Genomic DNA, 13759 nt, shown 5'->3' with positions numbered 1-13759 from the left:
CCTTACCCATCTGCGCGACGGTGTCGCGGTACACGCTGCCGCGACCCATTTCGCCCCCGTCGCCCGCGCCCAGCGCCTCGGCGCGCTCGGGGGTCATCAGCTTGGTGAAGTACGAGCGCAACTCGCGGCGCAACTCCTCCTGCTCGGGGCTGTAGCCGATCCGCATCGCTCTTCCTCACTATCTGGGGGGTACCCATGGTCCACCCCGGTTGTAACACGTTCTAGTCTTGGAATCCAGGCGCGGTTATCCTGAGCCGACGCTGGGCGGAGCATCCGCACTTCATTTGCGAGGAGGTCTCATGCGAGTCGAAGTCGATCGTGATCGCTGCGAAGGCAATGCGGTCTGCGTCGGTATTGCCCCGGACCTGTTCGATCTGGACGACGAGGACTACGCCGTTGTCAAGGCAGACCCGGTGCCCGAGGGCCAGGAGGAACTGGCCGAGCAGTCGGTCGCCGAGTGCCCAAGAGCAGCCCTCATCCGCAAAGACTAGAGGTATTCATAAATTGAGCACTGAACCGAACTCGACAGATCTCTCCGGACTGGTCGCGGTGGTGACGGGAGCGGCCGCGGGACTGGGCCGGGCCGAAGCCATCGGCTTGGCAAGGGTGGGGGCGACGGTCGTCGTCAACGACATCGGCAGCGCCCTCGACAAGTCCGACGTACTCGACGAGATCGCGGCCGTCGGGTCGAAGGGCATCGCCGTCGCGGGTGACATCAGCGCCCGCAGCACAGCCGACGAACTGGTCACCACCGCCGACGGGCTCGGAGGCCTTTCGATCGTGGTGAACAACGCGGGGATCACCCGCGACCGGATGTTGTTCAACATGACCGACGAGGACTGGGACGCCGTCATCGCGGTGCACCTGCGTGGTCACTTCCTGCTCACCCGCAATGCCGCGACGTACTGGCGAGACAAGGCCAAGGAAAACGGCGGCACGGTCTACGGCCGCATCGTCAACACGTCTTCCGAAGCGGGACTTGCCGGCCCCGTCGGTCAGGCCAACTACGGGGCTGCCAAGGCGGGCATCACCTCGCTCACCCTGACTGCGGCGCGCGGACTTGGTCGTTACGGAGTTCGCGCCAACGCCATCGCGCCGCGGGCGAGGACGGCGATGACAGCCGATGTGTTCGGCGATGCGCCGCCGCTGTCGGAGGGGCAGATCGACGGCTTGTCACCCGAGCACGTCGTCACGCTCGTCCAGTTCCTGTCCTCGCCGGCGTCCGAAGGGGTCAACGGCCAGCTGTTCATCGTCTATGGTCCGACTGTGACGCTGGTGGCGGCACCCACGGCCGAAAGGCACTTCACTGCGGACTCGGATGCGTGGGCCGCCGGTGACCTCGGCCTCACGCTGAATGAGTACTTTGCTGACCGCGATCCCGAGCTGGGATTCTCCGCCAACGGGTTGATGTCGTCGCGAGACTGACAGTCTCCATTGTCAAGGGGCTGTGAGCGCTAGAACACGTTATAGAATGATGTGCGTCACACCTGCTCTGACCAGCATGTATAGGTCGATGGCAACGGATTTTGCGGTTCTTTGACACTGCGAACGTGTTCTAGTTAATATGAGCCGGCTCACTAAGAGCAGCGCTTAACCAGGGGCTAGAAAGGTTGTCGCGGCTCGTAGTCACGGACTATTCGCCGTAAACACTCGTCCGACCCCCACCGGAGAGAACGGAGTCCAGGTTGAAGGAACAGCTGACGGCTCCGGCGCGGGCCGTTGGTGGATTCTTCGAGATGTCCCTGGACACCTTCGTCAAGATCTTCCGCAGACCCTTTCAGTTCCGTGAGTTCCTCGATCAAACCTGGATGATCGCGCGCGTCTCGCTCATCCCGACGCTGCTGGTCGCCATCCCCTTCACGGTGCTGGTGGCGTTCACGCTGAACATCCTTCTTCGCGAACTCGGTGCGGCCGACCTGTCCGGCGCGGGCACCGCTTTCGGCACGGTCACCCAGCTCGGTCCCGTGGTGACGGTGCTCGTCGTCGCAGGCGCCGGCGCGACGGCCATCTGCGCGGACCTGGGCGCTCGCACCATCCGCGAAGAGATCGACGCGATGCGCGTGCTGGGCATCGACCCGATCCAGCGGCTCGTCGTCCCCCGCGTGCTGGCGTCGACTCTGGTGGCGCTCCTGCTCAACGGCCTTGTCTGCGCGATCGGCATCTCGGGCGGCTACGCCTTCTCGGTCTTTCTGCAGGGCGTCAACCCCGGCGCCTTCATCAACGGACTCACCATCCTCACCGGGCTCGGCGAGTTGGTGCTCGCCATGTTCAAGGCCTTGCTGTTCGGCTTGATGGCCGGGCTGGTCGGGTGCTACCGCGGGCTGACGGTCAAGGGCGGCCCCAAGGGCGTGGGCGTCGCCGTCAACGAAACCGTGGTCTATGCCTTCATCTGCCTGTTCGTGATCAACGTGATCCTGACGGCCATCGGGGTCCGGGTGCTAGCAAGATGAGTTACGACGCCACCCTCCGCATCCGCCGGTTCTTCCGCGGTGTTCCCAAGGCCATCGACGTGGTCGGGGAGCAAGCCCTCTTCTATGGCGAATCGGTGCGCTACATCCCCAATGCGCTGACTCGCTACCGCAAGGAGACCATTCGTCTGATCGCCGAGATGACCATGGGTGCCGGGGCGCTGGTGATGATCGGCGGAACGGTCGGCGTTGCCGCGTTCCTGACGCTTGCCTCCGGCGGTGTCATTGCGGTGCAGGGCTATTCGTCGCTCGGCAACATCGGCATCGAAGCGTTGACCGGGTTCCTCTCGGCGTTCCTCAACGTCCGCATCGTGGCGCCCGTAATCGCGGGCATCGCCCTGGCCGCGACCATCGGCGCTGGCACCACCGCCCAATTGGGCGCCATGCGCGTCGCCGAGGAGATCGACGCCGTCGAGGCGATGGCCGTGCACTCGGTGTCCTATCTGGTGTCGACGCGGATCATCGCCGGGCTGATCGCGATCGTCCCGCTGTACTCGCTGTCGGTGTTGGCGGCGTTCTTCGCCGCGCGCTTCACGACCGTCTTCATCAACGGGCAGTCGGCAGGTCTGTACGACCACTACTTCAATACCTTCCTGGTGCCGACGGACCTATTGTGGTCGTTCCTCCAGGCCATCGTCATGTCGATAGCCGTCATGCTGGTGCATACGTACTACGGGTACAACGCATCTGGCGGTCCCGTCGGCGTCGGTATCGCCGTCGGTCAGGCCGTGCGGACGTCGCTGATCGTTGTCGTCACCATCACCCTGTTCATCTCCCTGGCCGCGTACGGCGCGTCGGGCAACTTCAATCTGTCCGGATAGGCGGGTCGAGAGATGGGTGACTCCAAGCGCAGCCATGTGAGGATCGCCGCCGCGATCCTCGCGGCTGTTCTGTTGGCAGCCGTCGTCTTCACCTATCTCTCGTACACTGCGGCCTTCACCCGCACCGACCAGATCACGGTGACGGCTCCGCGCGCGGGGCTGGTGATGGAGACCGACGCCAAGGTCAAGTACCGCGGCATCCAGATCGGCAAGGTCGAGTCCATCGACTATGCGGGTGAGCAGGCCAAGCTGACGCTCGCCGTCGACAGCAGTCAGCTGCGCTTCGTCCCGTCGAACGCGAAGGTACGCATCGCCGGCACAACGGTCTTCGGGGCCAAGTCGGTCGAGTTCCTGACCCCCGATCAGCCGAAGGGCGGCCCCCTGCGCCCCGGCACGCAGGTCAACGCGCAAGATGTGCAACTCGAGGTGAACACGCTCTTCCAGACGTTGACAGACACCCTGCGCAAGGTTGATCCGATCAACCTCAACGCCACCCTCAGCGCGCTCGGCGAGGGACTGCGCGGCAATGGCGATGACCTCGGCGCCACGCTGTCCGGCCTGAATTACTATCTCCAGCAATTCAATCCGAAGCTACCCGCCCTGCAGCAGGTCTTCCAGAAGACCGGGGTGGTCGGCAACATCTACGCTGACGCGGCGCCTGACCTGGTGACGGTGTTCGACAACACGCCGACGATCAGCAAGACCATCGTCGACCAGCAGGACAATCTGAACGCCACCCTGCTGGCCGCCACCGGCCTGGCCAACAACGGCACTGCCACCCTTCAGCCGGCGGCCGAGGACCTGATTGCCGCGGTTCAGCGGTTGCGCGCCCCGTTGAAGGTGCTCGCCGACTATTCTCCTGAGTTCGGTTGCTTCCTGGCGGGTTCGGCCAAAGCGCTTGCTAGGTTCGCCCCCGTCATCGGCGGCATTCGTCCCGGTCTGTTCGTGGCGTCGAACTTCCTGCCCGGCGCCCCTGCCTACACCTATCCCGAGAGCTTGCCGATGGTGAATGCCTCCGGCGGTCCCAACTGCCGCGGGTTGCCGGATGTGCCGACGAAGCAGTACGGCGGTTCGTGGTACCACACCCCGTTCCTGGTCACCGACAATGCCTACGTTCCGTTCCAGCCGAACACCGAGTTGCAGTTCGACGCACCGTCGACGCTGCAGTTCCTGTTCCACGGCGCGTATGCGGAAAGGGATGACTTCTAGTGAAGCGCGACAAGACGTTGATCAACGTCAGCATCTTCACCGTCGTCATGTTGCTGGTGGCGGCGGGCTTGGTTGTCGTCTTCGGCCAGTTCCGCTTCGGCTCGGGCAATACGTTCCATGCCACGTTCACCGAGGCGTCGCGCCTCAAGGCGGGCCAGGACGTGCGGATCGCCGGCGTGCCGGTCGGCTCGGTGAAGGGCGTCGACCTCAATCCCGACAACACCGTCGACGTCACGTTCGACGTCAACGATCGCTATCAGCTGTACACCTCGACCAGAGCCGTGGTGCGCTACCAGAACCTCGTCGGCGACCGCTATCTCGAAATCACCTCGGGCCCTGGCGATTTGCGCAAGCTTCCGGCGGGCGCCACCATCGCCAAGGAGAATACTCAGCCGGCATTGGATCTCGACGCGCTACTCGGCGGCCTTCGACCGGTGCTCAAGGGGCTTGACGGCAACAAGGTCAACGAGGTCAGCAACGCCGTGATCGAGCTGCTGCAGGGCCAGGGCGGCTCCATTTCGACCCTGCTCGCCAGCACGTCGTCGTTCACCCACGACCTCGCCGCCCGTGACCAGTTGATCGGCGACACCATCAACAACCTCAACGAGGTGCTGGGTACGGTCGACGCGAAGGGCGCGCAGTTCGATGCCGCCGTCGATCAGCTCCAACAACTCGTCACGGGGCTGGCGCAGAACCGCGATCCCATCGCGGGCGCCATCCCGCCGTTGGCGTCGGCCACCAACGACCTGACCGACCTCCTGCAGGAGGGGCGGCGCCCCATTCAGGGGGTAATCGAGAACCTCCGGCCCCTGGCGCAGCGGATGGACGAGCGCAAGGGCGACATCAACAAGGTGATCGAGCCGCTGGCCGAGAACTACTTGCGGCTCAATGCCCTTGGCGCCTACGGCTCCTTCTTCAACATCTACTACTGCTCGATTCGGATGAAGATCAACGGGCCCGCGGGCAGCGACATCTTGATCCCGTTCGGCGGCCCACCCGATCCGACGAAGGGGAGGTGCTCGGAGAATGGCTAGAGCCGGCGAAGGGAATCCCGTCCGCACCGGAATCTTCGGCATCGCCATCGTGGCGTGCCTCGTCCTGGTGTCCTTCGGCTACAGCGGTCTCCCGTTCTGGCCTCAGGGCAAGAACTACGAGGCGTACTTCACCGATGCCGGCGGCATCACCCCCGGCAACGACGTCAACGTGTCGGGCATCAAGGTCGGCAAGGTCGGTTCGGTCGAACTGGCAGGGGATTCCGCGGTGGTGCACTTCACCGTCGATCGCAAGGTCAGGATCGGCGACCAGACCCTGGTATCGATCAAGACCGATACGGTGCTCGGGCAGAAGTCACTCGCGGTGACCCCGAAGGGAGCCGGCAGCCTGACGGTGATTCCCCTGGGCCGCACGACGACTCCGTACACGCTCAACACCGCGCTGCAGGATCTCGGCCAGAACGCGGGTGAACTCGACAAGCCCAAATTCGAGCAGGCACTTCAGACATTGACCGACACGCTGCGGGACGCCACACCTCAGTTGCGCGGTGCCCTGAACGGTGTCGCCGACCTGTCGCGCAGCCTCAACAAGCGGGACGAGGCGCTCGAGCAGCTGCTCGCCCACGCCAAGAAGGTGTCCGACACGTTGGCTCAGCGCGCCGGCCAGGTCAATCAGCTCATCACCGACGGCAACCTGCTGTTCGCCGCCCTCGACGAGAAGCGCCAGGCGCTGAGCAATCTCATCGGCGGCATTCAGGGCGTCTCCGAACAGCTTTCCGGATTCGTCGCCGACAACAAGCGTGAGTTCGGACCGGCCCTGCAGAAGCTGAACGCCGTGCTCGACAATCTCTTGGAGCGCCGCGATCACATCGGCGAGGCATTGCGCAGGCTGCCGCCGTACGCGACGGCGCTCGGCGAGGTCGTCGGCTCCGGTCCTGGCTTCCAGATCAACCTGTACGGCCTGCCGCCCGCGACGCTCTCCGAGGTGCTGCTCGACACGTACTTCCAGCCGGGCAAGCTGCCGGACAGTCTGGCGGACTACCTGCGCGGGTTCATCTCCGAGCGCACGATCATCAGGCCGAAGTCGCCATGACCCAGGAGAATTCGACGGGCTCACGCAATCGGTGGCTGCGCTTTGCGGTCGTCGGCATGCTGGTTGCCGCCTTGATCGGTGGCGTCTACCTGCTGTTGCCCTCGCGCAAGGGACACGACGTCGTCGCCTACTTCCCGTCCACGGTCGGCCTCTACCCGGGTGACGACGTGCGGGTGGTCGGCGTCCCGGTGGGCACCATCGAGTCGATCCAGCCACGGGCCAACGACGTCAAGGTCACGATGAACGTCCATGACGGCGTCAAGCTGCCCGCCGATGCGCGCGCCCTCATCATCGCGCCGAACCTGGTGTCGGCCAGGTTCATTCAGTTCACCCCCGCCTACACCAGCGGCCCGGTGCTGGCCGACGGCGCGCAGATCGGCCTCGATCGCACCGGGGTTCCCGTCGAGTGGGACGACGTCAAGGAGCAGCTGACTCAGCTCAGTGCGTCGCTCGGCCCGAAGCAGGGTGACATGCAGGGCCCGCTGGCCGGCTTCGTGAACCAGGCTGCCGACACGTTCGACGGCAGCGGTGACTCGTTCCGCAACGCGCTGCGCGAACTGTCCCAGACGGCGGGACGTCTCGGCGATTCGCGCACCGACCTGTTCGGCACGGTGCGCAACCTTCAGGTGCTGGTGAACGCGCTGGCCAACAGCAACGAGCAGATCGTGCAGTTCTCCAACCACGTGGCCTCGGTGTCGCAGGTGTTGGCGGACAGCTCGAAAGATCTTGACCAGACGCTCGGCACGCTGAATCAGGCGCTGGCCGACGTCAAGGGCTTCCTCAACGAGAACAACGAGGCGCTGATCGGCCAGATCGGCAAGCTCACCGACTTCACCAACCTGTTGAACGAGCACAGCGACGACATCGAGCAGGTTCTGCACATCACGCCGAACGGTCTGGCGAACTTCTACAACATCTACAACCCAGCCCAGGGCACCGTCGGCGGCCTGCTGTCGCTACCCAACTTCGCCAACCCGGTGCAGTTCATCTGCGGTGGCACGTTCGACGTCGGTGCCTCGCCCGACAACTACAAGCGCGCCGAGATCTGCCGGCAGCGGATGGGGCCCGTGTTCAAGCGCCTCGCGGTGAACTACCCGCCAATCCTGTTCCACCCGATCAACAGCATCACGGCCTACAAGGGTCAGATCATCTACGACACCCCGGCGACCGAGGCCAAGGCACAGACGCCGGTCCCATACCTGCAATGGCAGCCGGCGCCCGGCGTGACGCCGCCGACGCTCGGGCCCGATGGCAGGCTCACCGACCTCCTCCTGCCGCCGCCCCCGATTCCGGGGCAGGTGTCGCAGGTCGGCGCCCCAGCCGAGGGTTACGCAACCCCGCCGGACGGCAGTGGCCCGCTGCCAGGACCGCCGCCCGGTGAACCATTGCCCGCCGAGTCGGGGGGTGGCTAGCGGTGAACGCAGTGAAGGCAGGAAAGACATTGCCTCGCAAGACCTTGCGGATCGGACGCAACGCCGTGGTCATCGGCTCCGGTGCCGTCCTCTTGGCCGGCTGTGCCTTCGGTGGCCTGAACTCGCTCGACATGCCGGGCACCGAGGGCCACGGCAGCGGTGCGTACACCATCACGGTGGAACTGCCCGACGTGGCTACGTTGCCGCAGAACTCGCCGGTGATGGTCGACGACGTGACGGTCGGCAGCGTGTCGGGGATCGAGGCGATCCAACGGCCCGACGGCAGCTTCTTCGCGGCGGTCAAGGTGTCACTGAAGGGCGGCGTCGACCTTCCCGCCAACGCGACGGCCAAGGTGGCCCAGACCTCTCTGCTCGGTTCGCAGCACATCGATCTCGCCGCCCCGGTGGATCAGGCGGGCCAGGGCAAGCTCCGCGAGGGCTCGAACATCCCGTTGTCTCGCGCCGGTCGCTATCCGACCACCGAAGAAGTGCTTTCGTCGCTCGGTGTCGTCGTCAACAAGGGCAATCTCGGTGCGCTGCAAGACATCACCGACGAGACGTACGCCGCGGTCGCAGGACGGTCCGGGCAGTTCGTCGACCTCATCCCGCGGCTGGCGGAACTGACCACGTCGCTCAACGAGCAGACGGGTGACATCGTCTCCGCACTCGATGGGCTGAACCGCTTTGCTGCGATCCTCGCCAAGGGCAAGGACAGTCTCGGGCGCACGCTGGACTCGCTGCCCGCCGCCCTGAAGGTGCTCAACGACAACAGGGGCAACATCGTCGACGCCTTCACCGCACTGCGCACGTTCGCCGGGGTGGCGTCGCACGTATTGTCGGAAACCAAGACCGACTTGGTCGCCGACTTCAAGGACTTGTATCCAACGATCAAGGCGCTCAACGACAATGCCGACGACCTCATCACGGACCTCGAGTTCCTGCCAACCTTCCCGTTCCACTACAAATACCTGCGCAACGCGGTCCGCGGTGACTACCTGAACGTGTTCGTCACGTTCGATCTGACGGTGCGCCGTACCGGTGAGTCGGTGTTCACCACCTCGAAGGGTCTCGATCCGAACATGAGGCGACTGGACGAGGTCATCAACCCGCCGGACTTCCTCACCGGGGCGATGTCGAATCTCTCGGGGCAGGCCGCCGATCCCTTCAAGATTCCGCCTGGCACGGCAGCCCAGCACGACGGGGGGCAGCCCTAGATGCTGGACCGGCTGACACGTCTGCAACTGACGATCTTCGCGATCGTCACCGTCCTCTGCGTCGGCGCCATCTCGGCGTTCTATCTCCACCTTCCCGCCGCGGTCGGCATCGGCGCCTACCACGTCACGGCGAACTTCAAGGCCGGTGGCGGGCTGTACGAGAACGCCAACGTCACCTACCGCGGCGTGACCATCGGCCGCGTCGAGCAGGTGGGCCTCGACGACAACGGTGTCGTGGCCTCGATGCGGCTCAATACCGACACCGAAGTTCCCGACAACGTCACCGCGACCGTCAAGAGCGTGTCCGCAGTCGGTGAGCAGTACATCGACCTGGTGCCGCCCAAGGATCCGTCGAAGGCACTGCTTCGCGACGGGGCGAACATCGGCGTCGACCGCACCGCCGTCGGCCAAGACATCGCCGCTCTGCTGACGCAGGCCGAATCGTTGGTGAACAGCATCGGCGACGCGCGAGTGCAGGACCTGCTTCGCGAGACGTTCAAGGCGTTCAACGGATCCGGGCCCGAGTTGGCCCGGATGATCCAGTCGTCACGACTCCTGATCGACGAGGCCAACAACAACTACGGCCAAATCTCACAGCTGATCGATCAGGCCGGCCCGTTCCTGGATTCTCAGATTCAAAGCGGCGACGACATCAGGTCGCTGGCCGACGGCCTGGCCCGGTTCACCTCCGAGGCCGCGAAGGCGGACCCGCAGTTGCGGTCCGTGCTCGAGACGGTTCCCGGCGCCACGCAGGCGGCCAACACGACGTTCGATGGCATCCGGCCGAACTTCCCGATGCTGGCCGCCAACCTGGCCAACTTGGGGCGCATCGGCGTCATCTACCGCAAGTCGATCGAACAGACGCTGGTCATCTTTCCCGCCCTGATGGCGGCGTTGAACACTGTCGGCGGCGGCCTGCCCGCCGACGAGGGCGCCAAACTCGACTTCAAAGTCGACTTGGGCGATCCGCCGCCGTGCTCGACGGGCTTCATTCCCCCGCCCTTGATCCGCTCACCCGGCGACACCACGCTCCGTGACCTGCCGACCGATCTGTACTGCAAGACGGCGCAGAGCGATCCCGCGGTCGTGCGCGGTGCCCGCAACTATCCGTGCCAGGAGTTTCCCGGCAAGCGGGCACCGACGATTCAGCTGTGCCGCGACCCCCGCGGCTACGTGCCGATCGGCAACAGTCCGTGGCGCGGTCCGCCGGTGCCCTATGACACACCGGTCACCAACGACCGAAACATCACGCCGCCCAACAAGTTCCCGAACATCCCGCCTGGCGCGGACTACGACCCCGGCCCGCCGGTGGTGCAACTGCCGCCGGGTGTGCCGCCGGGACCGGGGCCTGCGCCGAACGCACCCTTCCCCCTGCCCGTCCCGCCGAACGACAACGGGCCGCCCCCGCCGCTGCCCTTCTACGCACCGCCGGACCAGATCGTGCCGCCGTACGGCAGGACGCCTCCGGATGCACCGCCGCCGCCGGCCGACGCGCCACCGCTGCCCGCGGAGGCCCCGCCGCAGGCGAGTGGTCCGGCCGCCGCCACGTACGATTCGAAGACCGGCGTGTTCGTCGACCCCGCAGGGGGTACGGGCGTGTACGCCGATGGCATGGACAAGGTCAATGCTGCGGAGACGTGGGTGGACCTGATGTTGGATCCGAGGCAGGCGTAATTGACGACGAATGACACGACGACCGGCGAGTCACCTGATGACACAACGGAGTCGGTGACGAAGGCTGCCACGCGACGACGTTCGTCGCGGGCGGCCGGCCCGGCTGCCGGAGTGGCCCCCGATACCACCGCGCAGGTGGTGGTCGAGTCCCCGTCGGTAGTCAGGGTGCGAACCGTGACGCCGCTGGGACCGCCGCCCCGCAGGCAACCGCACCGCGCGCTGGTGGCGGGGCTTGCGCTGGGCGTGACGGCGGTCCTGGTGGCCGTACTGGGCGGGGTGGTCGCGCTGCTCTTCGTTCAGCAGCGCCATGCCGTGGCCGCGGACGATCGGGACCGGCAATTCGTCGACACCGCGTCTCAGACCGTGGTGAACATGTTCAGCTACACCCAGAACAACATCGACGACAGCGTGAACCGATTCGTGAACGGCATCAGCGGCCCGCTGCGGGACATGATGAGCCAGGGCAACAACGTCGAGAACCTCAAGGCGATCTTCCGCGACACGAACGCGAGTTCGGAAGCCGTGATCAACGGTGCAGCGCTGGAGAAGGTCGACGACACCGCGGACAACGCCTCGGTGCTGGTTTCGGTGCGTGTCACGGTGACCAACCTCGACGGTGTCAACTCACCATCGAAGCCGTACCGGTTGCGGGTGATCGTGCACGAGGACGACAACGGCCACATGACGGGTTACGACCTGAAGTACCCCGACGGAGGCAACTGATGGGCCGCTGGAGTTCCAGGTTGGTCGTACTCGTCGGGGTGTTCTTCGCGGCCGCGTTCATCGCGCTGGGCGGTATCGGTGGAACCCTGTACTGGAACCGCGTCGAGCGCGTCGGCGAGCAGCAGGCCCGCAGTGAGCTGCCCGGGCTTGCGGCGCAACAGATCCCGGTCATCCTCGGCTTCGACTACCAGACGATCGAGCGCAGTCGCACCGACGCCTACAAGTTGTTGACGCCCGAGTTCCGCCGCGAGTACGAGGACGACACCACCAAGAACGTGATACCGGCCGCGCGGGACCGCCAGATCATCAGCCAGGTCAACGTCGTCGGCGTCGGAGTGCTTGATGCGCATCGTGATTCGGGATCGGTGATGGTGTACATGAACCGGGTGCTCACCGACAAGACGAAGCAGCCGCTCTATGACGGCAGCCGGTTGCGGGTCGACTACGAGAAGGTCGGGCCGGACTGGCGGATCAAGGACATCACGCCGATCTAGGACTGTCCCCGGTCCTGGTGTCGGCAAGGGCATCGAGGAACGAGCGTGCCCAGCGGTCGACGTCGTGTGCCAGTACCTGCCTGCGCATCGCGCGCATGCGCCGCCGTCCCTCGTCGGGAGACTGGGCGAGCGCTGCTTCGATGGAGTCCTTCACGCCGTCGAGATGATGGGGATTGGTGAGGTACGCCTGTCTGAGTTCGGCTGCAGCGCCAGTGAATTCGCTGAGCACGAGTGCTCCGCCTAGATCGCTGCGGCAGGCGACGTACTCCTTGGCGACGAGGTTCATCCCGTCGCGTAGCGGTGTCACCAACATGACGTCGGCCACGATGAAGAACGCGATCAGCTCGTCGCGGGGCAATGCCTGGTGCAGGTAGTGCACGATCGGATGCCCGACCCTGCCGTACTCGCCGTTGATGTGGCCGACCTGGCGTTCGATGTCCTCGCGCATCATCTTGTAGCTCTCGACGCGCTCTCGACTCGGCGTCGCCAGCTGGATCAACACCGTGTCCTCGGGATCGGCCCTGCCCTCGTCGAGCAGCTCCGAGAAGGCACGCAGCCGAACGTCGATGCCCTTGGTGTAGTCGAGGCGATCGACGCCGAGAAGGATCTTCCGTGGATTGCCCAGGTCGGCGCGAAGCGCCTTGGCCCGCTGCCGGACGACGCGGTTGCGCGCCTTGGTGTCCAGTTCCTCGGAGTCGATCGAGATCGGGAAGGCGCCCACCTTGACGGTGCGGGTGCCGACCTGAATCTCCCCGAACCGGGATCGCACGCCGATGCTGGCCCGCGACGTGTGGGCGTCGAGCAGGCGCCGCGCCAGGATCATGAAGTTCTGCGCGCCGCCGGGAAGGTGAAAGCCCACCAGGTCGGCGCCCAGTAGACCCTCGATGATCTCCGTGCGCCACGGCATCTGCATGAACAGCTCGACGGGTGGGAAGGGAATGTGAAGGAAGAAGCCGATGGTCAGGTCCGGCCGCAGCGTTCGCAGCAGCTTCGGCACCAGCTGCAACTGGTAGTCCTGGACCCACACCGTGGCACCCGGAGCCGCCGCGCTGGCCGTCGCCTCGGCGAAGCGCCGGTTCACCTTCACGTAGCGGTCCCACCACGTCCGGTGATAGATCGGCTTGACGATCACGTCGTGGTACAGCGGCCACAGCGTGGCGTTCGAGAAACCTTCGTAGTACTCGTGGAAGTCCTCGGCCGACAGTGTCACCGGCCGCATCTCGAGGTCTTCCTCGAAGATCGGATCCTCGTCGCCGTCGGTGATGCCCGGCCAGCCGATCCAGGCCCCGCGCCGACGCCGCAACAACGGCTCCAGGGCGGTGACGAGGCCACCAGGGCTGCGCTTGTATGCCGTGGTGCCGTCGGGCCGTCGTTCCATGTCGATCGGTAGCCGGTTGGCCACGACGACGAAGTCGGACTCGCCCTTCGCGACGAAGTCGGAAGTCCCGGAGTCAGCTGGTTGGCTTCCTCCAGAGCTCATTTAAACCTCGAGCTTCGGCGGTCCGATGCCGAGCATGGACAAGAAGACGCGGCATTCGTCGGCGTCGGTGGCGTAGGCGGCGACGACGCGCCTGGCCATGCGGGCGGTGTTGTCGGCCAGGGGCTCGACGTCACCGATTTCGGCGGGATCTGGTTTGGCTGCCATGAACCAACTCTAGG

14 protein-coding genes and 1 pseudogene are annotated in these 13759 nt (G+C 65.3%); 12 read left to right on the top strand and 3 right to left on the bottom strand.

The features are described 5' to 3' along the window. Window positions 1–166, bottom strand: a pseudogene (locus QOD90_RS29820) (acyl-CoA dehydrogenase); the annotation flags it as partial. 133 nt (window positions 167–299) lie between these two features. On the opposite strand from QOD90_RS29820, the gene QOD90_RS29815 reads away from it, so the two are divergent. The 12 genes from QOD90_RS29815 to QOD90_RS29760 all read left to right on the top strand — a co-directional run bounded on the left by QOD90_RS29815 (window position 300) and on the right by QOD90_RS29760 (window position 12100). After that, window positions 300–491, top strand: a complete 192-nt coding sequence (locus tag QOD90_RS29815) for a ferredoxin (RefSeq protein WP_526355905.1) — start codon at window positions 300–302, stop codon at window positions 489–491. A 4-nt stretch (window positions 492–495) separates the two neighbouring features. Continuing rightward, window positions 496–1425: a 3-oxoacyl-ACP reductase gene (locus tag QOD90_RS29810; protein WP_526355914.1), complete on the top strand. Its 930-nt coding sequence runs from the start codon at window positions 496–498 to the stop codon at window positions 1423–1425. Between the two features lie 311 nt (window positions 1426–1736). Then, entirely contained in the window at window positions 1737–2450 is a 714-nt protein-coding gene (locus QOD90_RS29805; protein WP_526355912.1) for an MlaE family ABC transporter permease, read from the top strand. Then, entirely contained in the window at window positions 2447–3289 is an 843-nt protein-coding gene (locus tag QOD90_RS29800) for an MlaE family ABC transporter permease (protein WP_526355903.1), read from the top strand. The genes QOD90_RS29805 and QOD90_RS29800 overlap by 4 nt, the downstream gene beginning before the upstream one ends. A gap of 12 nt (window positions 3290–3301) precedes the next feature. Beyond that, window positions 3302–4498 (top strand): MCE family protein, encoded by a 1197-nt coding sequence (locus QOD90_RS29795; RefSeq protein WP_526355902.1) that lies wholly within the window; start codon window positions 3302–3304, stop codon window positions 4496–4498. Further along, window positions 4498–5532, top strand: coding sequence for an MCE family protein (locus QOD90_RS29790; RefSeq protein WP_526355900.1), 1035 nt, complete (start codon window positions 4498–4500; stop codon window positions 5530–5532). The genes QOD90_RS29795 and QOD90_RS29790 overlap by 1 nt, the downstream gene beginning before the upstream one ends. Continuing rightward, a complete protein-coding gene (locus QOD90_RS29785; protein ID WP_526355898.1) occupies window positions 5525–6583 on the top strand; it encodes a virulence factor Mce family protein in 1059 nt (352 codons plus the stop codon). Before QOD90_RS29790 ends, QOD90_RS29785 begins: the two co-directional genes overlap by 8 nt. After that, the gene (locus QOD90_RS29780; RefSeq protein WP_526355896.1) at window positions 6580–7995 is read left to right on the top strand and encodes an MCE family protein; all 1416 of its coding nucleotides are present in this window, start codon (window positions 6580–6582) and stop codon (window positions 7993–7995) included. The genes QOD90_RS29785 and QOD90_RS29780 overlap by 4 nt, the downstream gene beginning before the upstream one ends. A gap of 29 nt (window positions 7996–8024) precedes the next feature. Beyond that, window positions 8025–9209, top strand: a complete 1185-nt coding sequence (locus QOD90_RS29775) for an MCE family protein (protein WP_526355911.1) — start codon at window positions 8025–8027, stop codon at window positions 9207–9209. Next, window positions 9210–10883, top strand: coding sequence for a virulence factor Mce family protein (locus QOD90_RS29770; protein WP_526355894.1), 1674 nt, complete (start codon window positions 9210–9212; stop codon window positions 10881–10883). It begins immediately after the preceding gene. 54 nt (window positions 10884–10937) lie between these two features. Further along, window positions 10938–11606 (top strand): Rv1363c family protein, encoded by a 669-nt coding sequence (locus QOD90_RS29765; protein WP_526355892.1) that lies wholly within the window; start codon window positions 10938–10940, stop codon window positions 11604–11606. Next, window positions 11606–12100: a mammalian cell entry protein gene (locus QOD90_RS29760; protein WP_526355890.1), complete on the top strand. Its 495-nt coding sequence runs from the start codon at window positions 11606–11608 to the stop codon at window positions 12098–12100. Before QOD90_RS29765 ends, QOD90_RS29760 begins: the two co-directional genes overlap by 1 nt. Here QOD90_RS29760 and QOD90_RS29755 read toward each other — a convergent pair. Together QOD90_RS29755 and QOD90_RS29750 are read right to left on the bottom strand one after the other, a co-directional pair. After that, window positions 12087–13580, bottom strand: coding sequence for an alpha,alpha-trehalose-phosphate synthase (UDP-forming) (locus QOD90_RS29755; RefSeq protein ID WP_526355888.1), 1494 nt, complete (start codon window positions 13578–13580; stop codon window positions 12087–12089). The genes QOD90_RS29760 and QOD90_RS29755 overlap by 14 nt on opposite strands. Further along, window positions 13581–13745 (bottom strand): hypothetical protein, encoded by a 165-nt coding sequence (locus QOD90_RS29750; protein ID WP_526355886.1) that lies wholly within the window; start codon window positions 13743–13745, stop codon window positions 13581–13583. It abuts the gene before it with no gap. Window positions 13746–13759: the final 14 nt, after the last annotated feature.

It is taken from the genome of Mycobacterium sp., assembly GCF_032161845.1.
Taxonomy (GTDB): Bacteria; Actinomycetota; Actinomycetes; order Mycobacteriales; family Mycobacteriaceae; genus Mycobacterium.
The sequence above is the reverse complement of the archived record's forward strand: the minus strand, read 5'-3'. Positions and strand labels throughout refer to the sequence as shown.